Origin of the sequence: Microcoleus sp. A6-C6 (genome assembly GCF_036705955.1) — a bacterium.
Taxonomy (GTDB): Bacteria; Cyanobacteriota; Cyanobacteriia; order Cyanobacteriales; family Microcoleaceae; genus Microcoleus.
The window spans coordinates 24,997-49,121 of record NZ_JAUBVR010000034.1 but is presented as its reverse complement, the minus strand read 5'-3'; the positions used below and the strand labels follow the sequence as shown (position 1 = coordinate 49,121).

At 46.0% G+C, this 24,125-nt stretch carries 25 protein-coding genes, 1 tRNA gene and 1 pseudogene; 11 read left to right on the top strand and 16 right to left on the bottom strand.

The genetic code is table 11. From position 1 onward, the window contains the following. Positions 1–195: 195 nt before the first annotated feature. Both QUB52_RS15570 and QUB52_RS15565 read right to left on the bottom strand, forming a co-directional pair. Positions 196–537, bottom strand: a complete 342-nt coding sequence (locus QUB52_RS15570; RefSeq protein ID WP_332973337.1) for a helix-turn-helix transcriptional regulator — start codon at positions 535–537, stop codon at positions 196–198. Between the two features lie 23 nt (positions 538–560). Continuing rightward, positions 561–902: a type II toxin-antitoxin system RelE/ParE family toxin gene (locus tag QUB52_RS15565; protein ID WP_332973335.1), complete on the bottom strand. Its 342-nt coding sequence runs from the start codon at positions 900–902 to the stop codon at positions 561–563. A 159-nt stretch (positions 903–1,061) separates the two neighbouring features. Here QUB52_RS15565 and QUB52_RS15560 point away from each other — a divergent pair, with 159 nt between their 5' ends. Next, on the top strand, positions 1,062–1,451 hold the full coding sequence (locus QUB52_RS15560; RefSeq protein WP_332973334.1) for an SCO4402 family protein: 390 nt from the start codon (positions 1,062–1,064) through the stop codon (positions 1,449–1,451). Positions 1,452–1,515: 64 nt separating this feature from the next. Here the strand turns inward: QUB52_RS15560 and QUB52_RS15555 are convergent, their stop codons facing one another. The 5 genes from QUB52_RS15555 to QUB52_RS15535 form a co-directional block, all read right to left on the bottom strand. Continuing rightward, on the bottom strand, positions 1,516–1,962 hold the full coding sequence (locus QUB52_RS15555) for a DUF7689 domain-containing protein (RefSeq protein ID WP_332973332.1): 447 nt from the start codon (positions 1,960–1,962) through the stop codon (positions 1,516–1,518). Continuing rightward, entirely contained in the window at positions 1,963–2,241 is a 279-nt protein-coding gene (locus QUB52_RS15550; protein WP_332973331.1) for a hypothetical protein, read from the bottom strand. A gap of 146 nt (positions 2,242–2,387) precedes the next feature. After that, positions 2,388–2,831, bottom strand: a complete 444-nt coding sequence (locus QUB52_RS15545; RefSeq protein WP_332973330.1) for a hypothetical protein — start codon at positions 2,829–2,831, stop codon at positions 2,388–2,390. 982 nt (positions 2,832–3,813) lie between these two features. Continuing rightward, on the bottom strand, positions 3,814–4,218 hold the full coding sequence (locus tag QUB52_RS15540; RefSeq protein WP_332973329.1) for a XisI protein: 405 nt from the start codon (positions 4,216–4,218) through the stop codon (positions 3,814–3,816). Continuing rightward, positions 4,203–4,622, bottom strand: coding sequence for an element excision factor XisH family protein (locus QUB52_RS15535; RefSeq protein WP_332973328.1), 420 nt, complete (start codon positions 4,620–4,622; stop codon positions 4,203–4,205). The genes QUB52_RS15540 and QUB52_RS15535 overlap by 16 nt, the downstream gene beginning before the upstream one ends. Before the next feature lie 86 nt (positions 4,623–4,708). On the opposite strand from QUB52_RS15535, the gene trpC reads away from it, so the two are divergent. The 4 genes from trpC (at position 4,709) to QUB52_RS15515 (ending at position 9,043) form a co-directional block, all read left to right on the top strand. Next, positions 4,709–5,608 (top strand): indole-3-glycerol phosphate synthase TrpC, encoded by a 900-nt coding sequence (trpC, locus tag QUB52_RS15530; RefSeq protein ID WP_332973327.1) that lies wholly within the window; start codon positions 4,709–4,711, stop codon positions 5,606–5,608. Between the two features lie 347 nt (positions 5,609–5,955). Beyond that, positions 5,956–6,201 carry a DUF5340 domain-containing protein gene (locus QUB52_RS15525; RefSeq protein ID WP_106333603.1) on the top strand — a complete coding sequence of 82 codons (246 nt, stop codon included), beginning with the start codon at positions 5,956–5,958 and terminating at the stop codon, positions 6,199–6,201. A 373-nt stretch (positions 6,202–6,574) separates the two neighbouring features. Continuing rightward, positions 6,575–7,804, top strand: a complete 1,230-nt coding sequence (locus QUB52_RS15520) for an RNA-guided endonuclease InsQ/TnpB family protein (protein ID WP_332976208.1) — start codon at positions 6,575–6,577, stop codon at positions 7,802–7,804. 81 nt (positions 7,805–7,885) lie between these two features. Continuing rightward, a complete protein-coding gene (locus QUB52_RS15515; protein WP_332973325.1) occupies positions 7,886–9,043 on the top strand; it encodes a pyridoxal-phosphate-dependent aminotransferase family protein in 1,158 nt (385 codons plus the stop codon). Between the two features lie 58 nt (positions 9,044–9,101). On the opposite strand, the gene QUB52_RS15510 is transcribed toward QUB52_RS15515, so the two are convergent. The 4 genes from QUB52_RS15510 to nblR all read right to left on the bottom strand — a co-directional run bounded on the left by QUB52_RS15510 (position 9,102) and on the right by nblR (position 11,579). Then, positions 9,102–9,314, bottom strand: coding sequence for a DUF2949 domain-containing protein (locus QUB52_RS15510; RefSeq protein ID WP_265239307.1), 213 nt, complete (start codon positions 9,312–9,314; stop codon positions 9,102–9,104). A 449-nt stretch (positions 9,315–9,763) separates the two neighbouring features. Further along, the gene (locus QUB52_RS15505; RefSeq protein WP_332965794.1) at positions 9,764–9,886 is read right to left on the bottom strand and encodes a hypothetical protein; all 123 of its coding nucleotides are present in this window, start codon (positions 9,884–9,886) and stop codon (positions 9,764–9,766) included. Between the two features lie 302 nt (positions 9,887–10,188). After that, positions 10,189–10,701, bottom strand: a complete 513-nt coding sequence (locus QUB52_RS15500; protein WP_332973324.1) for a DUF192 domain-containing protein — start codon at positions 10,699–10,701, stop codon at positions 10,189–10,191. A gap of 182 nt (positions 10,702–10,883) precedes the next feature. After that, positions 10,884–11,579, bottom strand: a complete 696-nt coding sequence (gene nblR / locus QUB52_RS15495; protein WP_265239304.1) for a response regulator transcription factor NblR — start codon at positions 11,577–11,579, stop codon at positions 10,884–10,886. Between the two features lie 206 nt (positions 11,580–11,785). Between nblR and rbsK the strand changes: the two genes are divergently transcribed. Beyond that, the gene (gene rbsK / locus QUB52_RS15490) at positions 11,786–12,754 is read left to right on the top strand and encodes a ribokinase (RefSeq protein WP_332973323.1); all 969 of its coding nucleotides are present in this window, start codon (positions 11,786–11,788) and stop codon (positions 12,752–12,754) included. Between the two features lie 92 nt (positions 12,755–12,846). Here the strand turns inward: rbsK and QUB52_RS15485 are convergent, their stop codons facing one another. After that, positions 12,847–14,118: a ribulose bisphosphate carboxylase small subunit gene (locus QUB52_RS15485; protein WP_265239302.1), complete on the bottom strand. Its 1,272-nt coding sequence runs from the start codon at positions 14,116–14,118 to the stop codon at positions 12,847–12,849. A gap of 128 nt (positions 14,119–14,246) precedes the next feature. On the opposite strand from QUB52_RS15485, the gene QUB52_RS15480 reads away from it, so the two are divergent. Together QUB52_RS15480 and QUB52_RS15475 are read left to right on the top strand one after the other, a co-directional pair. Next, positions 14,247–15,518, top strand: coding sequence for an aspartate aminotransferase family protein (locus tag QUB52_RS15480; protein WP_265239301.1), 1,272 nt, complete (start codon positions 14,247–14,249; stop codon positions 15,516–15,518). Positions 15,519–15,923: 405 nt separating this feature from the next. Next, positions 15,924–19,553, top strand: a complete 3,630-nt coding sequence (locus tag QUB52_RS15475; protein WP_332973322.1) for a CHAT domain-containing protein — start codon at positions 15,924–15,926, stop codon at positions 19,551–19,553. 237 nt (positions 19,554–19,790) lie between these two features. Here the strand turns inward: QUB52_RS15475 and QUB52_RS15470 are convergent, their stop codons facing one another. Continuing rightward, positions 19,791–20,225 carry a CAAD domain-containing protein gene (locus tag QUB52_RS15470; RefSeq protein ID WP_321161653.1) on the bottom strand — a complete coding sequence of 145 codons (435 nt, stop codon included), beginning with the start codon at positions 20,223–20,225 and terminating at the stop codon, positions 19,791–19,793. Between the two features lie 303 nt (positions 20,226–20,528). Beyond that, positions 20,529–21,950 (bottom strand): annotated as a pseudogene (gene gltX, locus QUB52_RS15465) (glutamate--tRNA ligase); the annotation flags it as partial. A 100-nt stretch (positions 21,951–22,050) separates the two neighbouring features. Here gltX and QUB52_RS15460 point away from each other — a divergent pair. The 3 genes from QUB52_RS15460 (at position 22,051) to QUB52_RS15450 (ending at position 23,084) form a co-directional block, all read left to right on the top strand. Further along, positions 22,051–22,239: a hypothetical protein gene (locus QUB52_RS15460; RefSeq protein ID WP_332973320.1), complete on the top strand. Its 189-nt coding sequence runs from the start codon at positions 22,051–22,053 to the stop codon at positions 22,237–22,239. A 54-nt stretch (positions 22,240–22,293) separates the two neighbouring features. Continuing rightward, positions 22,294–22,770: a thiol-disulfide oxidoreductase DCC family protein gene (locus QUB52_RS15455; RefSeq protein ID WP_332973319.1), complete on the top strand. Its 477-nt coding sequence runs from the start codon at positions 22,294–22,296 to the stop codon at positions 22,768–22,770. Positions 22,771–22,874: 104 nt separating this feature from the next. Continuing rightward, positions 22,875–23,084, top strand: coding sequence for a hypothetical protein (locus QUB52_RS15450; protein ID WP_332973318.1), 210 nt, complete (start codon positions 22,875–22,877; stop codon positions 23,082–23,084). A gap of 98 nt (positions 23,085–23,182) precedes the next feature. Here the strand turns inward: QUB52_RS15450 and QUB52_RS15445 are convergent, their stop codons facing one another. Then, positions 23,183–23,869 (bottom strand): Uma2 family endonuclease, encoded by a 687-nt coding sequence (locus tag QUB52_RS15445; protein WP_332973317.1) that lies wholly within the window; start codon positions 23,867–23,869, stop codon positions 23,183–23,185. Between the two features lie 141 nt (positions 23,870–24,010). Beyond that, positions 24,011–24,084: transfer RNA gene (locus QUB52_RS15440), tRNA-Asp, on the bottom strand. Between the last annotated feature and the right edge of the window lie 41 nt (positions 24,085–24,125).

Sequence of the window (24,125 nt, the reverse complement as noted above, 5' to 3'; positions counted from 1 at the left end):
ATATGTCAAAGGGATGGAATCTGCATCTACCAAAGGTTAGGAATTTGCGGAAGTGGAGCGCCCTGAATGCCTGCTATCTTGGTTGGGGGGCTGGTAGATGGGCGGCGGTTAAGGTTTAAGTTAAAGTGCAATTCCCGACGGGATAGCTACCCTAGGGGAACGCGAAAGCGAACGCTGGTGCGTACTTTTAGTAATTCAGTTAACATGAGATATTTGTGAGGAACCACTGTTAAGAATTACCTCAGCAATGTCTTGGCGTGTAGCACCGAAGGTAAGCAAGGTGCGAATCAGGAGATCGAGGGAAGCGGAAGGATCGCCAGCTTCTATTTTAGCAACTCTTGACTGGCTAGACTTTATTTTTTGGGCAAGATCGTGCTGAGTCATCTGTTGGTTAATCCGGTTTTGTTTGATGGCTTTACTCAGTGCAAGTTTCATTTCTATGAAGGCTGTTTCTTCTGCTGAAAGTCCTAGAAATTCCTCTGCTGTTCCGATAGTCCATCCTGCTGCTTGTAGGCGTTGGCGTTTAGCTGTGTCCATAAAAATACCTTCCTGATATCAATTCAAATTTGGTCGTATTGTTTCAACCGTTTTTTACATTTTTCAATGATAAAATCCGGTGTTTTGTTCGTAGTTTTGTTAAAGACATCGAGTATAATGATAGCATCTACGTCTATTCGATAAATGATGCGCCAATCCTTGCTTGTCCCTGAATCGGCTAGACGGATCTCGTGACAATGAGCTCCGATGCTTGGCATAGGGCGAGAGAAAGGCATGGATAGGCTTTCGCCATCCTGTAGCTTTCGCAGGAAAAATCCGGCTTGAATACGCGCCTCACTAGAAAAAGGCGGTGTTTTTACTTCCCCACTAAGCCAGACAAGGGGTGTGCTTTCCAAATCTACCATCTATATTTTAGGTTTTTTTAGATTATATGTCAAATCAGACATATGGATAATATAGCTTGTCTTATCAAAAAATATTAAGGTGATAAAAATTACCTATGGTCTTAGATGAATGGTTGCAGTGGCAAACCTGGTACGCACCTTAGTACAGGAGAAAGTTGTATGGTACAATATCCGAAAATGAGAGAAGAGTTATTAGATACTCTCCGCAGTTTGAGCGATCGAGAATATCAGCATAAAGCTTGGCTAGAGGGCGATTATCCGCCAGGAATCGAGTACGATAGTTTTGATGAGGCGGTTCATTTTCTGTATGACGATACAGTATTGGCAGAAAATCCTGATGCGGCAATCGGAGTAATTATTGAAAATGAAAAAGAAGCCCGTTTGATGGCAGCAGTTTGTCAGGCTATAGATTTAGTTTTTGAGGTGTTGGGGACAGAAGCTTCTGATGAGGATTATATTAACTCTTCTGGGTGGATAAGCGTAGTTGAGGCGGCATCGAAAGCGTGGCAGGCTATGGAAACTAAATCGCAGCAAGCGGTTAAGGTTTAAGTGAGAGGGCGATTCCTTGCGGGATAGCTACAGCGCGTACTTTATAGTAATTCAGTAATAACTACTATTTTACCAATATTGGTCTTTTCATTACACAAGCCACTTTTCCATAGGCTTGATATGAACCCTCTAGCCCTTCTAGAGTATGAATGATGTCCTCCAAATCTCCACATTTACTTGTCCAATCTCCCGAAGAAATCTGCCTAGCCATGTGTGTTGGGATTTCATCTTCATCTACATAAATTGCTACTTTTTCAAAAGCGACTTCGGGATTACTGCTCTCACAAATCTGATATCCTAAAGTTTGAAAAGCACTTATGAAAGCTGGTAAAGATTCAATTGGCGGTTCTTCAGGCCAGTAATAAGGACGTTGAGAGATGGGCCACCAAGGGCGATCGCACACGCCAGCAGCCCAAGCAACACAGTTATAATCAGGTGTTCTTGGACTTTCTACGCTGTATGTAGTGTTTCGGAGGTTGGGGAAACGGATTTCTAATGAAACAGACTGCATCTAAATTAATTTTTGCTCCCTACCCCACTGCAACCAAGCTTCAACGGCTTGTTTAAAGTTATCTTCAGGGCCAACTGGATCTTGCTTTGCGATCGCGGTAAGGGCCATAAACCAATGATCGGGTTGTCGCTCAAGTTCACGCAGAATCAGCGGGATAACGGGTTTACCGATGCTAATAATTTTTTGGTAAGCAGGATGATTTAATTTTTTGGTGGGTGAAGAGAACATTTCTGTGTCATAACGCCATTTTTCTGCAAGTTCTAAAAATGTTTCTTCCAATGGCTGCTGAGTTTGTAAGTCGGAATGCTCTAGTTTATCCATGAGCTGTAATCGCGCTGTTGATTGGCTTTATGGGATTATAGCATTGTATTGGGATCTGGTGAAAAGGGCGATTAATGCTCAGGATAGCTTCCCTCGCGCGTACTTTAAGCAGAATGCTGCAAATCCGGCTGACTTTTGGCAACAACAAAGGGAGATTCGACATCAATCAGCCAGTTTTCATCAATAACTGTCTGATTCGTATCTAAAATCAGAGTTAATTCGCCAATTTCCTCATCGTCATCATCGCTAACTAAGTTGTTTTCGCCAGCAGATAAATCAGCTTTGAGTAAAAATTTAAGCTTGATCCAGTGAGAAGTGGAATGGTTGTCGATCATGTTTGTGCCGAGCGATCGCCCGATCAACTCAGCACAGATGGGATAAATAAAAGCAATCTCTTCATAGAACTTATTATTGTTATCCCAGTAGCCTTTTATTTTGTAATTACAGGATTCTAAATGTTGGGTGACGAGGTGATTTATATCAATCGGTGCTAATAGTTTGTCGATCTCATCCCCAACTTGGTGATTTTCCCAATTGACTACACTCATCTGCCATAACTAAACATTACTAGGATAAGCCCGATCTCTGCTTTTCTGGGCTAACCGTAAAAACTTATATATTCCTCTTCACATTTCCCCGTACTAATGGGGCTTTTTTTATTTTTATTTTTATTTAATAACTAATTAAAAAACTTAACCATCAAAGTTGGTTTTTTATTTACAGCTTTTTATCTCATTTAAAACTTAGGCTTTCTCCACTCACAAAAGCCTCGAAGTTTTTAATTTATTTCTGCGGTGCGGGTGGAAGTCGGAGCCCTCGTTCTGATTTCCGCATTAGTAGAAAGCTCCAACTAGGTTTGCTTTAGTTCCTATTTGCCTTAGATCCTATTTCTAGGAATTGCCGTTAACCCTGCGGCGCGGTGGTGGAATGCCTTTGCTGCACAAGCAGCAAGCTTGACTTAATTCTTGCGGTTAGAATGGTCTCCCAATCATCTAAGACAGGAATACTTAGCGCCCTTAACCTTGCGGCGCGGGGGGTGAGGGTTTTGCCTTTGCTGCTGGAACGTCATGCAATGACGTTATCCAAGCGGGAGGCATCTCCCAAAAATAGTCTAGGAAAAATCTGCTCTTTTGTCAAGGGCTAAAATTCAAGGTTTCCCGGTGACTGGTTCATTAATAGAAAGCTCCAACTAATTTTGCTTTGGCGTTTCCATTCAATTGGTTTCCCCACAAGTGGGAAGATGTACCGTTTTGATTATAGCTGGGACTATATCACAAATCTAGAAATCTCTCTACATTCTCAAATAAATTGTAAATACGCTATTAAAAGTCGGTTGAGAAATTGCCCGATCGCCATTTACGCACTCCCACGCCTAGAAACCGGGTTTTTATCAATGTTAAACGCATCAACCTAGAAATTTCTGAAAAAACCCGGTTTCTGCCTCAGCGCCCGATCGCCCGTTAAGCGCCCTAAAAGACGCACAAGCCAGAATTGTCAAACCTCAGACTGTCAGAGAATTAGGCCAAGAAGTCAACGAGTAACTGAGACTGACTCCACAGCAGCCGATTCAGCAAAATTTCCTTCATCTTTGTCACTAAAACCCGTTCCAAATTCAGTATATTCACGTATTCTAGGATGGCGAAAACCGAGTACAATATCTTCTTTCGGAATTCCTGCTGCTAGTAAATCGGTAGCCACTCCTTCTTCGGTATCATCATATTGAATCCAGATTTTACCATCGATTAAATTGATGTGGATTGGTGTAGCGTGAAGGTACTTGTTCTCATTCCAACCAATATCCAAGACTAAGTAGCCTCCTCGTTCATCATCAAATAAAAGTTGAGATTGATATCCGTCAGGTATAGTATTGCGAAAGTTAGCGTGTTCTTGAAGTATGGTTTTGATGATTTTTTGGTATCTCAATCGGGTATCCATTGAAGTATTGCCTCACTTTTTTTATCAAAAACAAGCAGTTTAACAAGATTATTTTTTAATAATACTTGCCCTAATTCTATGGTAAATACGCTATTAAAAATTTCCTCAGAAATGGCTAGATATAAATTTCGATTTATCTGCATTTCATTAAGCACTTGGCGGTAAAGAATGTACTGTCCTAAAGCCTGCTCCAAATCTTTTACATCCGATCGCCCTACAAAACTCTTAACCTCAACAACAATTTTTTCCGTTCCTTTTTCAGCATTAATTAGACGTTCTGCACCCAAGTCGGCCGATAAACGCTTGCGACCAATTTGAAGGGGAAATGGATCGTGAGTAATCGTCCAGCCATCCTTTTGTAGGGCACGCTTAACTGTATCGTGATAAATATCTTTAGCTGACACGCATTAGCACTCAGATTAGGAGGATTCACTGCAACCATTATATAATACGTTGAAACTTGTTGCGATCGCCCTTTATCCCCCTTACCATGCTTCAAATCCGCCGCCGTCCGCCCAGCACCTCAGTCTCCGTACTCTACCTCAGCTACGAAATCGCCGTACCCGACTCCGAGCCCCGCCACATCCTCGAAGAAATCGTCTGGCAAAAAGAAGCAGAAGTGGCCCAAAAGCGCGATCGCACGCCCTTAGCCGAACTTCACAAAAGACTCCCCTTTGCACCGCCCATCCGCGACTTCCTCGGCGCGCTCAAAAACGGTAAAACTACACCCGCAATCATCGCCGAAGTCAAAAAAGCTTCCCCCAGCAAAGGCGTAATTCGTGAAGATTTCGACCCCGTGGCGATCGCCCAAGCATACGAACAAAACGGCGCTAGCTGCATCTCCGTACTCACCGATGAAAAGTTCTTTCAAGGTAGCTTCGACAACCTCTCTAAAATCCGTGCCGCCGTCGAATTGCCGCTACTTTGCAAAGAGTTTATTATCTATCCCTACCAAATCTATCTCGCTCGGATTCACGGCGCAGATGCTGTATTATTAATTGCCAGCATTCTATCTGACAAAGACTTACAATACTTTGTAAAAATTGTCAAGACATTGGGCATGACTGCTTTAATCGAAGTTCACACACTCGAAGAACTCGATCGAGTATTAACCCTACAAGGCGTCGAACTAATCGGCATCAACAACCGCAACCTAGAAAACTTTTCCGTCAGCCTAGAAACCACCGGTCAACTATTAGCCGATCGCCAAACCGACATCCAAGGAAAAAATATCCTCACCGTCAGCGAGTCAGGAATCCACACAGCAGACGACCTCAACCGAGTGGCCAGCGCCGGAGTCCAAGCCGTCCTCATCGGCGAATCCCTAGTCAAACAGCCAGATCCGGGCGCTGCTTTAGCCTCCCTAGCCAAGGCTCATCCGCAAATCTAAAAGGCCAGACCGCTTGACAAATACCCCTGAATTCTGATAGAAATTGATTAAGTATGTAAATAATCAGCATTTCTAGCCTGTATCGACTCAGGCGCTTAATTTATGAAAAATTAGCGTCCCCAGCTAGATTTCATAGAAATAGCTGGCAAAAAACCAATTAAATCTACTCACTCTGGTTAGTCGATCGCCAAATTTAGCGCTACCAACGCACCCAGCCCCGAAAAATCGGCAAAGCTGGGGTTTTTGTACGGCTAGCAAACCGATAAAAAATCAGGCATCTAATGTCCACCTGTGATGCCCCATGCAATTGCAATGGGGTGTCTATTCGCTGAGGTATGTTAGCTTTCATGGAGCCAATTCCCCTGCCTTCCTACATTCATTATGAATTGCTACTTCAATTGTTAGAACGCAAAACAATGTTTGCTGTCAGTCCACAATCACCGCAGCAGCAACAAGTTCACCAACTTATTATTACACTGCGTAAAGCCCTTGCCATTCAAAAGCAATTAGAACAAAGCTGCCAGCGATCGAACTTAGCGGTAGAATACCGCTGGTCTCTAAATGAAACTAACTCTACGGGAGTTAAAAATTAAAAGTTAAAAAACTTAGCTAGCCAGACGGGAATCCCCACACGCTTGTCGCTTCGATTAGTGTGGGATGAAAGGCGCGGTGACGCGCTTGATTCCACTCGTCAACCAATTCAAAACTATGTTTTGATTGGTGAACGGGTGGATGACGAGACGAACAAATTATTTTATTCGACGGGTCTATTTTGTTTTTAAATAGACTTTTTTAAACATTTCTGTCACCAGTTGAGATTTGGCAATAAAAATTGAAACTTGAGGATAGAAACCTCGCTACTTGTATGAATAAAATATTCACTCAGGCACTTGACATCAAGTAACGTATTCAAGTATATTAACACTAATTAATAAATGGCGACTGCGATTAAATATTTATCACGCAATGAGAACTTCTTACCAGTATCGATTACGTCCAACAAAGTTACAAGCCATTGAGATTGACAGATGGTTGTCAATGTTATGTGCACAATACAACTATTTGTTGGCAGATCGATTCAACTGGTACGAACAAAATCGGTGTTCCATCAATGCGTGTCCGCTAATTTGCTATTTGCCCCAAGTGCGGGACAATCCAGATTACTACACCCAGAAAAAAACGTTACCTCAACTCAAGAAAACTCATCCTTGGTATGCCGAGATTTATTCTCAAGTCCTCCAAGATGCAGTTAAGCGAGTCAAGGTAACGTTTGAGCGTTTTTTAAAAGGTGATAGCAATGGAAAGCGTAGTGGTAGACCTAGATTTAAACCAGGTAGTCGTTACCGCACATTTACTTATCCTCAAGTTAAAGACGGCTGTCTACAAAATAACTTAATCAACTTGCCGATGCTCGGAAAAGTTAAAGTTGTTTTACACCGTTCGATACCTGATGGATTCAAGATTAAAACCGTCTCTGTTACCAAAAAAGCTGATGGGTACTATGTGACTCTCAGCTTGGAAGATTCCACAGTCCCTGAGATCAAACCAGATTTCAATCCTCAAAAGATTGTTGGAATTGATGTTGGGCTGAAGGATTTTTTGACAACATCAGAAAACGAGACTGTGGCAATTCCTCAACATTACCGCAAAGCTCAAAAGCGCCTGCGAACCATTCAGAAGCGAGTCTCGCGTCGCAAAAACGGCAGCAACCGCAGGCAAAAAGCGGTTAAACAGCTAGGGAATTGTCACAAAAAAGTAGCTGATAAACGTAAAGACTTTCATTTTAAAACTGCCAACAATCTCTTGAAAAAATATGACGTTGTTGCGGTTGAAGATTTGAATATTAAAGGACTTGCTCGTACAAAGCTAGCTAAATCTGTGTTAGACGCTGGGTGGTCAAGCTTTCTGTCGATTCTAACAAATAAAGCCGTAAATGCTGGTTTGTTGGTAGTCCCAGTAAGCGCTCATAACACTTCACAAGATTGTTCTAGTTGCGGTGAAAAAGTACCAAAAAAACTGCATGAAAGATGGCACGACTGTCCGAATTGTGGATGCAGTCTTGACCGCGACCATAATGCAGCTATCGTGATTAAAAATAGGGCGGTGGGTCATCCCGTCTTTAAAGCTCAGTTAATGTCCGAAGCAATAGCTGGAGTCGCTGAGAAGCCTACACCATACTGTACTCAGTTGGCGTAGGAGTATGTCACAGTGCAGACTTTAAAGTTTCAATTTTTGATTTATTCTATTAACTCCCACCGAAAAAGTTAGGACAGAATTATGGACAACAAATTAATGCTGATGATTCCCGGCCCGACACCGGTGCCCGAAGCGGCTTTGCTGGCGATGGCTAAACACCCGATGGGCCACCGCAGCAAGGAATTTGACGCGATTTTTGCAGAATGTACCGAAAACCTCAAATGGCTGCACCAAACCAAAAGTGACGTGTTGAGTTTGACCGTTTCTGGTACCGGCGCGATGGAAGCTGGGATAATTAATTTCTTGAGTGCGGGCGATCGAGTTTTAGTCGGCACCAATGGTAAATTTGGCGAACGCTGGGCCGAAGTCGCAGAAGCCTACGGTTTAAATGTCGAAATCATCAAAGCCGAGTGGGGCCAACAATTAGACCCCGAAAATTTCCGCGAAAAACTGGAAGCTGATAAAGAGAAGCAAATCAAAGCTGTCATCATCACCCACTCGGAAACCTCCACGGGCGTTCTCAACGACCTCGAAACCATCAACCGCCATGTCAAAGCCCACGGCGAAGCTTTAATCATGGTCGATGCTGTCACCAGTTTAGGTGCTGCGAATGTACCGATGGACGCTTGGGGAATTGACGTGATTGCTTCTGGTTCTCAGAAAGCTTACATGATTCCCCCTGGTTTGGGTTTTGTGGCCGTCAGCCCGAAAGCTTGGAAAGCTTACAAAACTGCGACGCTACCTCGCTATTATTTGGATTTGGGCAAATATAGCAAAGACGCTGCCAAAAATACCACTCCTTTTACTCCGCCGGTCAATATGTTTTTTGGACTGCAAGTAACTTTGCAGATGATGAAAGCCGAAGGGTTAGAAAACGTTTTCGCGCGGCACAAACGGTTGATGACAACTACTCGCGCGGCAATGAAAGCTTTAGGTTTGCCATTATTCGCTGCTGACGGTTGCGCCAGCCCTGCGATTACTTCGGTGATGCCGCCTGAATCTGTAGATGCTCAAAAAGTGCGGACTTTGATGAGTAAGAAGTTTGATATTGCTCTAGCCGACGGACAAGACCATTTGAAAGGTAAAATCTTCCGAATCGGTCATTTGGGCTTTGTGTGCGATCGCGATATTCTAGCAGCTATTTCCGCCTTGGAAGTCGTATTGCAAGAATTGGGCCATGAAGGCTATACTCCTAGTGCCGGCGTTGCCGCTGCTGCGAAACTTTTGGCTGGATCTTAATCTAAGTTATTAAAGGATTTTGGATTTTGGATTTTATTATCTAAAATCTAAAATCCTTTTAATATGCTTCGGACAACCAATCAAAGATTTTATCCAACTGGTCTAGAGTGACTAAACCGTACTGCCACAGAACCATCGGCAACGAATTCGGGTCTTTATCGCGCTGCCGCTGTTTGTCGCCGCGACGTTCGGCTACGGCTATTGAAGCGGGAGAAATTGCCAAATCTTCTTGTAAAAATCGAATTAATTTAGTGTAAGTAGCGGGTGCCATGTCATTTTGTCTCCAAGTATAGGACACCATTTTCTGATGTGAACCTGATGTTTGTGATTAGTAATAAGCCAGTTTTAAATCTGTCTTTTAACCGTGGATAGCTGTTAAAACAGTATTAGCGGTTGTTGAAAATGTGAACTTAGTGCTGGGTGGGACTTGAAAGCCCACCTTTCCCAAAAAGCGAAAGGTTTTGCACTTTTGCGGATGGCCCGATCGCTCGATAGATCGCGATCAAAACCTAAACTGAATACCTCGGCATCTGTGCAGCGCGAATCTGAAATAAATTCTGCTACTTAAAACTAATAAACCAGGTTCAGAGTTTAGCTTCATCTGCGAAAATGCAGAATCCGCAAATTTACTGCTGCAATATTGGTCAGATATTTTGCTCGAACCCGAATCTGCTACCTTAGATCAACTTTGCCAATTAATTTAGCGCGTCGCATCTTACTTCAGATAGGTTTAGTAGATAGAGGTCGATCGCCTAAAGTTCCAGAAAATTGCCTTTCGCGATCGAGGTCTTGGAGACCACCACCGTCTCTCAGGATTGATAACGAGTCGCTGACTCGTCTCATACCTGCGACCCACAATTTACAGATTCTGCAAACAAGCTCAAGCCCAGCCTGACTGAGATTGACATCGTAGCAAATCTTTTCCTGTTTGTGCTGAATCTTACATTAATAATCTAACAAATTTTGTAAATTTTTGTAAACTTTATTAATTTTTGCGGGTTTTGCGAATCCGAACTCAACCGGATCTGAAGAGGGGAGTTACCTCAGAAACCCGGTTGCTAGGAAATTTTGCGTTTCATTAGAGAAATATGGGAAGAAACCGGGTTTCTAGTCCCGATGGGTAAGCCATGAAAATATCCGAAGTTTTAGTTTAAAAACTCGATTTCAATCCGATCGCCCACTTTGACACCGAGTTCAGCAGCCCGCCCGCCACGAAGTTCAATCACTCGATCGACAGGAGTATCAGGCCCGTAGGTAGGACAAGGATCGGCTGTACAGGGAGGCGCCTCGGCTGCGATAGCTGTGACTACTCCATCCCGCAGAAAAATCATATCCAGAGAAATCTGGCAATTTTTCATCCAAAAATTGACCCACCGCGCCGGTTTAAACTCAAACAGCATTCCTCTGTCATCGGCCAGAGAAGTTCTGTACATTAAACCCATAGCCTGTTGTTCCGGTGTTTTAGCGACTTCGAGTTCGATTGGGCGATCGGCTATCCGAGATCTAGCAGAAACAGGCAAAACTTGACCGGATGTTGTCGCCGTTGGAGACTGCGAGGCCAAAATGCCAGTAACAGCATTCGCGACAGGTAAAGCCGGCGAACATCCCAGCAAAAATATAATTACCCCAATATTTAGGAAAGTAGCGAAATAACTCATAATGATTTAAGATTTTAGATTGGCAATGGGAAATTGGTAATGGGGAATTGGTAATTTTTAACCAATGTCAACTCACAACTGTCAACCGTCAACTGACAACCGTCAACTGACAACCGTCAACCGTCAACTGTCAACTGACAACTGTCAACTGACAACTGTCAACTGTCAACTGTCAACTGACTTCAAGCTTCGCGCATCACGTAGCCAACACCTCGCACCGTCTGAATCAAGCGCTTTTCGCCTTCATCTTCAATCTTGAGGCGCAGATAGCGGATGTAAACCTCAATCACATTCGACTCGCCCAGAAAGTCGTAACCCCAAACATTCTCTAGAATTTGTTCCCGAGTCAAAACCTCGCGGGGATGTTCCATCAAATACTTTAGCAGCTCAAATTCTTTCATCGTCAGGTCGATCGTCCGTCCGTTGCGCAGGGCCCGCCTAGAGGCTAAATCCAAGACTAAATCGCCAAACCTCAATTGCTGGTTGCTGCTAGTATCGGGCTGCAAATACAAGCGCACCAACTGCAAAAACTCCTCAGTGCGATAAGGTTTGAGAAAATAATCATCCGCCCCAGCTTCCAGACAAGCCACGCGATCGTCCACTGTATCACGACCGATCAATAGTAGCACGGGCGATCGATTGCCGATACTTCTGAGATGAGAACATAGCGTCAGTCCCGACTCAGAGCCAAGTATGCGATCGATTACAATCAAAGCTGGCTGCAATTCATGGGCTAAATGTTGGCCGGTGGCGATATTAGATGCTATTACCGGTTCGTAGCCGGAGGATTTTAAGTCTAGACTCAAGTGTCCGGCGAGAACTTCGTCTGTTTCTACTAGCAGAACACAGGGATTGCGATCGAGAGAAATTGCAGCCATTGAATTGACCGGTGAATGACCATAACTGTTCTAGCACGTATCGAGGGACAGTTGACAGTTGTCAGTTGACAGTTGACAGTTGACGGTTGTCAGTTGACAGTTGACAGTTGTCAGTTGACAGTTGTCAGTTGTCAGTTGTCAGTTGTCATTGGTTGAAAATTCCCAATTCCCCATTACCGATTACCAATTACCAAATTCAATAATCCATGACCATAATCGTATTCGGCAGTATCAACATCGACCTAGTAGCAAGAACTCCCAGATTGCCACAGCCAGGGGAAACTATCATCGGTAGCAATTTTTTCACGGCCGGCGGTGGTAAAGGAGCAAATCAAGCAGTTGCGGCCGCCCGTCTCGGCACTTTTACCAACATCATCGGCCGCGTTGGTAATGATAAATTTGCTGAAGAATTATTGACAAATTTACAATTTTATGGTTTAAATACAAACAATATATTAATTGATAAAAGCACTCATTCAGGTGTGGCAATTATCGCCGTAGACGAGACTGGTCAAAATAATATTATTGTGATTCCTGGTGCAAATCACAATGTCGGTGAAGCAGAGATAGAACGTCTCAAAAAACTGTTGCTGTCAGCTACATCGTTGCTGTTACAGTTAGAAATTCCCCTGGAAGTTGTGATCAAAGCCGCCCAAGCTGCGGGTGAAGCGGGGGTGCGAGTGATTCTCGATCCAGCGCCTATGGCGGATTTGCCACTCGCACTTTATCCATTAATCGACATCATCACGCCGAATGAAGTGGAGGCCAGTCAGCTAGTGGGTTTTCGGGTGCATGATACTGAAACAGCGATTATGGCTGCTAAACAGTTGCAGCAGCGCGGTGTCCAGAATGTTATTGTCAAATTGGGCGATCGCGGGGCTGTTGCTGTGACTGAGGATGAGAGCTTTTTTGTGCCGGCTTTTGCTGTGGAAGCGATCGACACTGTAGCTGCTGGTGATGCTTTTAACGGCGGGTTGGCTGCTGCGTTAGATGGCGGGCGATCGCTGTCAGAGGCAGTGGTGTGGGGCTGTGCAGCGGGCGCTCTGTGTACAACTAAGGTGGGTGCTCAGGTTGCTATGTGCGATCGGGCAACCTTTGATAATTTTTTGCAGAATTTAGATCAGACGGCCGTTGAAACCGCGCCTACACAAACGATGTCCGCCTCCGCGGACTAAGAGAGGATCACGTAATTTTCACCGCCTGTGTCTTCAACCCGCGGAGGCGGGTTTTGCTTGTATAGACGCGGTTTCAACCGCCCGGTCTTCTTTTATGGCCGCTGAATAATTGTTTCAACTACTCGGCGCTTGACTTTTGGATCGATACCAATCAGCCGCACGTATTCCCCGCCATGTTCGGATAAACAAGTTTCCAAAGATGCAACTACATCTTTTTCCTGTGTTGTTTTAATTGTCGCACAACTTTGCCAAGAACCAGTCTTAAATCGGCGATTGTCTGCATATTCCATGCCAATTTTGCAGCCTCTTGCTAACAACTGCTGCACTTGTTCCAATACCTCGGAACTTAGCCGCGCCGCATGACCGTTACCACCTTCAGAACCTGGCTCGACGTAAGCCTTATAATATTTGGATGACGGATCGTTTAACTGATTTTGCGTTGGGGCGGCTGCGGGAACATTGGCGGTTCCTTGAACGTTGAAAAGTCGCGATTGGTTGTATTCATCCACTAAGCGCATTTCCTGAATCCGCTTTTGTTGACCCACCATCAAACCGCCCATTTCTACTAAACGAGCGAGGCTGAAATCTGGGTTATGGAAATCGGGCGGTGCTTCTGTACTGTTTACCAAACGTTTGGAAACTCGCTCGATTCCTATTTTGTGAATGAATGTGCGGACTTGTTCGTCGTAAATGCGCGATCGCAAAGCGCTAAAAAAGTCGAGCGACTGATCGGGAAAATTATCTACCAAAGCGACAATTTCGGTTTTGGACAATTTGTCCGAATCAAAAATTCCGCCGACAACCCCAATTTTATCATCGCGGCTGGGTTCCCAATAAAACTTTTCCATCCGCCCGTCGCGAATCAGCGGCGCGTACAGCGTTGAAAAGTCATTTCCGGTGACAATAATCGGCACTCGGTGCAGCGGCGTGCTGTCATAACTTCCCGGTAACTGCACGTTAGTTGGATTGTCGGCAATATTCATCAGAGTGGCATTCACCATCTGAGTATTGACGGTATATTGAGTATTAGAATCGAACCGGCCAGCACCGGCATCCAAATCGTTAATAAAAATGGCGCACATCTCGCCCCGCACCCGAATTTGCTCCGCAGCTTCCCGGTAGCGCAAGCGAATTAAACGCGACGGATCTCCCGCATCTGGACTTTCTAATTCTCCGCCAGAGATCATCACGGGTTCAAAGCCCATCCGCCGAAAAACCAGTTCGGTTTGAAAAGTTTTACCTTCTCCTTTGCGGCCGTGAATTCCCAAAATTAAGGGAACTCTTATCCCAGGCAAATTTAAAAAGTTTTTAGTGATGTGTACTGCAACTCGATCGAGAAAGCTAGGAGAAATGTAATAACTCATCAGTAGATTTTTGAGGGATTAATTGATGTTACTGTTATGATTTTATGACAAAACTAACAGCCTGCACCGCTAACCTGGATTTTTACCGTACAATCGAGGTCTACATATGATCTTTTAAGGAGCGATGCGTGAGTCAAGAAACCTTACTAAAAGAACCAACCGTGCAAGCCGAAGCCAGTCCCTTCAGTTCTGAGAGCTTCGACAGCTATGTAATGTCAACCTACGGGCGTTTTGCGATCGCCCTAGAACGAGGCCTCGGCTGCCGCGTTTGGGATACCGAGGGCCGCGAATATCTCGATTTTGTGGCGGGTATTGCTACCTGCACTCTGGGACACGCTCACCCGGCGATGATTGCAGCGGTAACTCAGCAAATTCAGACGCTGCACCACGTTTCTAATCTTTATTACATCCCCGTACAGGGCGAGCTGGCAAAGTGGCTTGTAGACCATTCTTGCGCGGACAGAGCTTTCTTTTGCAACTCCGGCGCGGAAGCTAATGAAGCGGCAATTAAACTAGCGCGCAAGTACGCTCACGAAAAATTAAATATCTCGAATCCGACAATTATCACCGCTGTTGCTAGTTTCCACGGGCGGACTTTGGCGACGATTACGGCGACGGGACAGCCTAAATATCAGAAGGGTTTTAGTCCGTTGGTTCCCGGATTTCACTATGTGCCCTATAACGATATCAGTGCGATCGAACTTGCGATCGACGAACTCGACAAAGATGAACGCCAAGTAGCTGCAATTATGATGGAAGCGCTGCAAGGTGAAGGCGGAGTTCGCCCCGGAGATATCGCCTATTTCCAACGGATTCGGGAAATTTGCGACGAAAAAGGCATTTTGCTGATTCTCGACGAAGTGCAAGTCGGGATGGGACGCAGTGGCAAATATTGGGGTTACGAAAACCTCGGTATTGAACCGGATATCTTTACCTCTGCGAAGGGCTTGGGCGGTGGTATCCCGATCGGCGCTATGTTGTGTAAGTCGAACTGCGATGTATTTGAACCGGGAAGTCACGCTAGCACTTTCGGTGGTAATCCTTTTGTCTGCGCTGTTGCTTTGTGCGTGTGCCAAACTTTGGAACGGGAAAACCTGCTGGAAAACGTCCAGCAGCGCGGGGAACAGTTGAAAGCTGGCCTCAACAAGCTGGCGGCCACATTTCCGCATTTGATTGCTGAGGTGCGCGGCTGGGGCTTGATTGTCGGGCTGGAATTGCAGGCTGACATCGAACTGACATCGGCTGATATTGTCAAATCTGCGATCGCCGCTGGTGTGCTTTTGGTTCCCGCCGGGCCGAAAGTGCTGAGGTTTGTGCCGCCTCTGATTGTTTCTGCGGCTGAAGTCGATCGGGCTTTGTTGGCAGTTGAGTCAGCGCTGCGTTCTCAAGCGTTACACTAAAATCGACTGAGTTGATTTTAGTTCGCTTTAGGGCTGCAACTGGCGATCGCAATACTGTAGACGTGCTATTGCTCAGAAACCCGGTTTCTTATCGAGATTTCTCGTTACCAAACCCCGTAGTTTGCAAGAAACTGGGTTTCTGAGTCTAAAATCTATCAGGGTAAAAATTAAACCCGCCCCGCTGCAAATCTGTGGGGGCGGGTTTGTCAAGTTTTAGGACTTGCGCGGAAACCTGTTTTTTTAGGCAAATACGTTGTGGCGATAGTTATGGTAGAAAAAGCTAGTTTCTTTAATCTCCCTCGGCGACTCCTACCTCCGGTTAGAGATTGAAATTTAAACCAGGAAGTGATTTAATTGCTGCACAGAAGCAGTGATCGTATCGTTAATAGTTCGGCGGAATGCACGATGGACGAACAGCGTCGCGAAACTGATGTTAATATGCTCCGAGCGCTGCTGGAACATCCTGTGGACTCAGGAATAGATTTGATTTTGAGGGCTGACTCAAAGTTGATCGACTTTGGGTTCGTACAAACGCTTTATTTGGAAGATCCCGCACTGACGCGAGACAGTTTGCTCAGGGCTGCCAAATTCTTCCAAAAAGTGATCGCACCCTTAGAGTCTGCAAAGGGCAATTCTCAATTATCCGTAACTGGGCTATCATATCTCACTTTTTTAGCAGAAGTATTGCAGGCGGTGGCGCGCAGCACTGATTCGCAGCATCTATACTCGCTGCTGAGAACCAATTTAGACAAACTTGACCATAATTTTGCAGAACTGCTGCGCCGCTGGGGAAGTTTGGTAATCCCTGCTGTTAAAGAATCGGAGACGACACGCATTGCAGCCCTCATCGGCAATCTGAGCAACAAAATTGGGGGGTTTCCCCTCGGTAGCAAGGCGAATAACTTAGAAATCGAAATTGCCGGTTACGAAACAGTTGCTAAGGTTTTTACCCGCAAAGACTTTCCGCAAGAGTGGGCGGTGATGCAAAACAATCTGGGCAACGCTTACAGCGGTTATCCTAAAGGTGATAAGGCTCACAATCTCGAACAGGCGATAGCTTGCTTTGAAAATGCCCTGCAAGTGCGCACTCGCCAACAGTACCCATCCCAGTGGGCGACACTACAAAATAATCTCGGAAGCGCTTACAGCGATCGCCTCAGAGGAGATCCGGCAGACAATCTCGAACAGGCGATCGCTTGCTATCAAAACGCGCTGGAAGTGCGTACCCGCGAGGCTTTCGGGGGAGATTGGGCGAGCACTCAACACAATCTCGGCCGCGCTTACAGCCGCCGACTGCGGGGCGACAAAGCCCAAAATCTCGAACTGGCAGTCGCTTGCTACCAAAATGCTTTGCAAGTCTACAACCGCAAGGCGTTTCCCCGACGCTGGGCCACGACTCAAAATAATTTGGCAAATGCTTACTATGAGTTCCTGCGGGGCAATCGAGCCGCAAATCTCGAATACGCTGTCAACTGCTACCAGAGAGCTTTGCAAGTGCGGACTAAGGAAGCTTTTCCGGTGCAATGGGCGACGACTCAAAGGAATTTGGGCCGGGTGTTTATCGATCGGATTAAAGGCGATCCAGTGGAAAATGTGGAAATGGCACTCGCCTGCTTTCAAAATGCTTTGCAAGTCTACAGTCGCATCAAATTTCCCGAAGCCTGGGGTTCGATCCAAACTTACCTCGGCAGGATCTACAGTCTGCGGGTGAAAGGGGAAAAAGCCGAAAATATCGAAATGGCGATCGCCTGCTATCAAAATGCTTTGCTCTTTTGCAACCGCCAAAAAACTCCCGAACGCTGGGCAATGCTCTGTGCCTACCTCGGACGCGCTTTCAGCCAACACGTGAAAGGGGAAAAAAACCGCAACCTCAAAAGCGCGATCGCCTGTTATCAAAATGCAGCCCAAGTCTACACCAAGCAGCGATCTCCCAACCGCTGGGCAATGCTGCAAATTTATCTGGGCCGGGCTTTTTCGGAACTGACGGAGACGGAAAACTCGTCTTACCTGGAAACTGCGATCGCCTGCTATCACAGTGCCGGCGAAATCTACACTCGCGAAACCTATCCCCACAGATGGGCGCAAATTTTAGTTTATTTGGGCCAAGCTTACCGAGTTCGAGGCGAGTTGCTGCGCGCCTACGGGGTTTTTACTACTGCTGTTGATACTGTTGAATTCTTGCGCAGCGAAGTTGGGGTTGATGCGGCCGATTTGGGCGATCGGGCGAGTACCGCAACAGTCAAATTAGCCAGCACCTGGAATGGACTCTATAAATGTCTAATCCAAGTTTGTCTAGAACTCGGCCGCAGCCAGCCGGAATATTTCGCTAGAGCCCTGGAATACGCCGAACGTCACAAAAATCGGAATTTGGTAGCACTGCTGGTTAAATGCCCTCTGACGCCGAAAGGCGACATTCCGGCAGCGGTGCGCAGCCAGTTGGAGTCGCTGCAACTGGAAATAGGGAGGGAACAGCGGCAGCAACAACAGCGAGAACCTGAGCCGAACACTACCTTGATTTCTGAGGGCGACAGCCACGATTTGAACAGCGGTTCTCTGCTGCCGAATTCAGATTTCATCCACTTAAATCAATTGTGGCGGCAGTTTGATGAGTTGATTGCTCGTGAGGTGCAGGCAAACGACCCTTTCTTCAGCTTAGCTCGCAAAGTTGAACCGATCGCTTTTGAGCAAATTCTCCAATTGTTGCCCGATGCCAATTGCGCTGCTGTGGTGTGGGCGAGTTTGGGGGATTTGTTGGTGGCTTTTGTGGTGGTGAAGAGTGCACAATATCCCGCCGTTCACCTGTGTTCGCCGAAAAATGCTTTGGCTGCCGAAAGTTGGGCCGGGGAGTACCTCAGCGCTTATTCTGAGCAAAAAGGTCGCTGGATCAATCATCTCCCGGCTCGCCTCAAACGCTTGGCGTCGCTGTTGGAAATAGATCGAGTGGTGGCGCTGATTCCCCAAAATTGCGATCGGCTGATTGTTGTGCCGCACCGATTTTTGCACGCTTTGCCGCTCCATGCTTTGCCTCTGGGGGTGAGAGACGGGTTTGAGGATACCGGGGCAGTTTTTAGGTCTCACTGGGGCGATCGCAGCGGTTGCGATCTGCTGGATACGCACAACGGTTCGGATTTTTCTCAAAGTTCGGCTTTTGGGGATATTTCACCCCCTGCTGCTTATTTGATCGATCGATTTGCCGGAGGAATTCGCTATGCTCCTAGCTGTCAGATCTTGCGGTTGAGACAAATCGCGCGCAGCGCAGCTATTGGCCGATACAGACCGAATTTACAGCACCTGTTGGCAGTTCCCACTTTCAGCAAAGATGCGCTTTACAGCAACCTTGAAATCGGAAATATTTCCCAGTATTTTTCCAGTGCAGAAGTTTTGCGCCACAAGCCAACGATTAAACAGGCTTTTTCCCGATCGATATCTGTTAATGATGGGGATTCATCCATAAAAATAGGACAGTTGCAGCAGAAAAAATGCGCTCACTTTGCTTGTTTGAGTGTGCTTGATTGCGATTTTCCACTCAAATCTGGCGTGTTTTTGAGAAATGACTATATGAGTTTGGAGGAAATTTTTAATCTCGATTTTCGGCAATATTTTTTAGTTACTTTATCGGCTTGCGAAATTACTGCCGGCTCTCGAGGCGGTGCTGAAGATTTTGTCGGTTTGTCGGCGGGTTTGTTGTATGCTGGCACGTCTAGTGTTGTCAGCACTCTGTGGAAGGTGAATGATGTTTCGACGCTGCTGCTGACGAGCAAGTTTTATGAAAATTTAGGGCGGTTTCCTCGGTTGCAGGTGGGAGATGTGGCCCTAGCGCTTTCGGAGGCTCAAAGGTGGCTGCGGGATTTGACTGGCGAGGAATTGGAGGTGTTGCTGGCGGATTTTCAGCCTCAAATTTCGCAAACGTTCGATCGGCTTTCTCAAAGTTCTCGCGTTATTGCTGAGGCTTCTTTGCAGCAAATTCGCAACCGCAAACCCTATCCTTTTGCTAATCCGTATCACTGGGCGGCTTTTACGGCTGCTGGGGTTTAGTCATTGGTCATTGGTCATTGGTCATTGGTTATACAAAATCATGTTTAAATACCCCGTTGATTTCTTAGTCCGCGGAGGCGGACATCGTTTATGTAGGTGCGATTTCAATCGTACGTCCGCTCTTTAAGGCGGATTTAACGCGGATTTGAGAGCGTTAAATCATAAAAAAACCCGACACTGACAATATATTTAAAATTGTCAGTGTTGGGTACAATTCAACTAATTACCAGCAAGAATTTAGGACTTTTTGCCAAAAACTTGTTCTTTCAAAGCTTGAATTTCTTGGCCTAATTGTTGGCGGTTGGAAGAGCGCAACAAATAGCGGTAGACAAACCATGCGGCGTATCCAATACCAATTAGCTCAAATGTGGGTGCTAGCAGGGGGATGTCATTGAGTTCGTCTACAATGCCCAAAAGCACTTTCAAAGAAACAATTGAGGCTAAAATTAAACCAACAACTGTCAGAGGACTTTTGTACTGCTCGTAAAAGCTGCCGATGTAAGCAGGAAACTCGGACAAAATTGAGATAATTTGTTCTTTGATCTGCTGGGTCTGACTTGGCGGTTCTTCGGTAATTATGACTTTTGTTGTACCGCTCGAACTGTCTGCTTCATTTCCGGCAGGAATTTCGGTGATGATAACGGTTGTTTCTGGTTCGTTTGATGAAGTCATTTCTCCACTCGCAATAGTTTTTTGCTGGTTGGCGGCAGGTATTTCCACTGCTGCTGCGGTTGTTTCAACTGCCGAAATATCGACTGCTGAAACCTCCGTTCCGACTGTTGAAACAGCCGGCGTTTCGACTGATGTAACTTCCGCTGCTGTTTCAATAGTCGGTGTTTCGACTGTTGAAACCTCGACTGCTGGCTGTTCCGGCGCGGGAGTTTCGGCGGGAGTTTCGGCTTTGGGTTGTTCTGGGGTAGGAGTTTCTACCGCGACACCAACTGCCGGCAAATTCAAGTTGCTAATGGCATCAAGCAAACGGGTTTTAGCTGTCCCGCGCTGGTGAAGGATTACCCAAGATTCTATCAGGTCGGGGCCGTGCATTGCACCTGTCAGAGCTGCTCTGAGCGATCGCATAATTAGCCCTTTGTTCAGATTTTTCTCTTTACTGAGCTTTTTAGTGATTTTCTGAGCTTCGGCTGACTCCAAGGTGGAATGACTTTCCAGAACTTCTAAAACTGCTTGCAAAGCCTGTGCAGCCCCTGGCTGTTGCAACTGTGCGAGTGCTTCTTCTTCGTATTCCACAGTGGGAGAGAAGAACAACTTGCACATATCGACAGCATCGGTTAAGCGAACGAGACTCGGGCCGATTAAAGCAGCTATTTGTTCGAGCCAGGGGCGTGAGGCCTCGGAGTCAAACTCATAACCGGCTTTCTGCCAATAAGGTATCAGCAAATCTGTCAGTTGCGGTACTGGCATTTTGTGGAGATATTGACTGTTGAGCCAGTTGAGTTTATCCCAGTCAAATTTTGCACCAGCTTTGTTGACTCGATAGAATGTAAATAATTCTGCTGCTTCCGACAGTGTAAATATTTCCTGCGTTGAATCCGGCGGAGTCCAACCGAGCAAAGTCATATAGTTGACTAAAGCTTCGGGGAGGTAGCCCATATCTTTGAAGTCAAAAATCGAGGTTACGCCGTCGCGTTTAGAAAGCTTTTGCCCTTGGGAGTTTAAAATCAGCGGCGTGTGGCCAAATTCTGGGAGTGTCGCGCCCAAAGCTTCGTAGAGCAATATTTGTTTGGGAGTATTGCCGATGTGATCTTCGCCGCGGATGACGTGGGTGATGGTCATGTCGATGTCATCGACAACTACGGCGAGGTTGTAGAGTGGTTGGCCGATGACGCCGCCGCTGGATGCGCGGGCAATTACCATATCGCCGCCGAGGTCGCTACCTTTCCAGGTTACGGTGTCGCGCACCATGTCGTTCCAAGAAATTGTGCGATCGTCGTCGATGATAAACCGAATCACAGCTTGTCGCCCTTCGCCTTCAAAAGCTGCGCGCTCTTTGCTTGTCAAGTTGCGGTGGCGGTTGTCGTAGCGGGGGGCTTGTTTGTTGGCTTTTTGTGTTTCCCGCATTTCGTCGAGTTCTTCCGACGTGGTGTAACAGCGGTAGGCGAGTCCATTGTCTAGAAGGGTTTGGACTGCTTGGCGGTATATTTCCAGACGCTCGGACTGAAAACTCGGGCCTTCGTCCCAGTTCATCCCCAGCCATGCGAGTCCTTCGAGGATGTTATCGGTGTATTCGCTTTTAGAACGTTCGACATCTGTGTCTTCTACCCGCAGGATGAATGTGCCGCCTTGGTTGCGGGCAAACAGCCAGTTAAATACGGCGGTTCTGGCGGTACCGATGTGTAGGTTTCCGGTGGGACTGGGGGCTAGACGGACTCTGACGTTCATTTATCTTTTTGCTTTTAGATTAAGGGCAATTTACTGGTTGGGGGATTTGCTGTGGCTGTGACTACAAATTTTAATATAGTTTGTTGCAGGCTTGACATTTGTGCTTGACTGTGGGTTTGCCTGGATCGAAGGGGTCGATCGTCCGCTATTGAGCGGTTGGGCGAAAGTCTCTGGTTTTAATGCAGCAGAGAGCATCTTGATGATATTAACATTGCGGGCGGCCAAGACAGAATTATTCTTTGGGACTATTTTTTCGATCGCCAATGACTACCGCTGGGGCGATCGGTAATTAATAATTCTTGTAAAATATTTGGGTGCGATCGCTCTTAAAACATATTTCCCTATGTCTGCTGCTAAAACCGAGTTTTCCAATTTTGTTGAGGTTAACCCCTCTTGGCAAATCGAATTGCTGTACGACGGTGAATGCCCGCTGTGCGTGCGAGAGGTGAATTTTTTGAAGAAACGGGATGCAGGGCGAGGTTTGGTGTCGTTTGTGGATATCGCGGAGGATGACTACAACCCGGAAGCCCACGGCGGAGTTGACTATGAAACGGCGATGGGCCGGATTCACGCGGTGTTACCCGACGGTACGACGGTTAAAAATGTGGAGGTTTTCCGCCGTATTTATGAGATTTTGGGGATGGGATGGATTTATGCTGTTACTAAGTTGCCGGTGATTGGGGCGATCGCTAATTGGCTGTACGGAATTTGGGCAGATTGGCGGCTGAGGTTGACCCGAAGGCAGGATTTAGCAAGTATTATGAGCGATCGAACTGCGCGGGTTGAGTGCGATGTTCAAGGTCGCTGCCGGTCTAACTGAAAATGAGTCATATTGAGTAAGTGCGATCGACCGATTTGCAGATTTCCGCAGGAACCAACTGCAACTAACATTAAAGATTGATTGATCGAAAGCAGGTAAAAACAATGCAAGATGCAGGATATACAGTTTTCATGGGCTTTGGCGGCCTCTGGGTAGTCATGGGAATTGTCGCTGTGATTTTCCTGTTCAAATCGGACGGTCAAAAGCTGAGGTTTGGCAAATGGGGATTGTTGGTTGCTATTCCGATCCTAGTGCCGATCGTCCTGGTTTTGACATATCAGATCGCCCGACCTTTTCTGAACTCGTATCTGTGAGTCTGAAATATTTGATTGGGAAACCGCAGATTTAAGGCAGATAGACACAGATTAACGCAGATGGTTTCAAGAAGATCGAGGGGGCTAGAGTTTAACTATTATTGTTCTGTTTCTGCGGGCGATCGCAACTGCTCCCTTGCCCATTGACGCAAAGACCGAATTATGGCATTATCATCTTGAGTTTCTGCCATCTGCAAAAATTGATTGAGCATTGCGACAGAAAGGATGGGAAATGTCGGACTGCGATCGCAGATAATATATTCCCGATTTTGCCATTGATAAATTTGTACGCCGTCTCCCCTATACCGCCAAATTTCAGGAATTTCTAGCTGTGTATAAACTACAAACCGATTAGAAGAAGGACTGGTAATATCCACTTCAATCACCAAGTCTGGCGGCGGATCTGTTGAGATGTCAAGCCTTCTACCTAGAATGCGATCGACATTTTGGATATAAAAACACGAATCAGGTTCTGCACCTTGTTTTAAATCTTCACGGTTGAGAGTCGTCGAACCAAATCCTTTAATTTTCAAGTCCAACTCTTCAGTCAAAGCTGTAACAATCCGTTTTAGCAAACAGTTAATAGTTTCATGCAAGTCTGATGGCATGATAATTTCTAAGACTCCTTGAGAATAAGAAAATCGCGAGGATCTCTTGTCCCCCGCTTCTGCTAATAAGCTTTCGTAAGTCTGCCAACTGATATTAGATAATACTACGAGTTGTGTATTTTTTTCCGGTGAGGGCTTAATGGGCGTAACGAGCATATTTTCCCACTCCTTAATCATGTCCGGTTATTTAACTATCATAAGTTCGCACTCAGGACTTTAGTCCTTGTTTACATTTTTGAGGACTAAAATCGTTACTACAAACGAACTTAATCCACAAACAGGTTTATTAAAGCCTTAAACTTGCGATTTACGAGAGAACGGGACAGACGGGGCTCGAACCCGCAACTTCCGCCGTGACAGGGCGGTGCTCTAACCAATTGAACTACTGTCCCTCGTTTTGCCGTTTTTTCAGGCACAATTTCTATTATGCCTA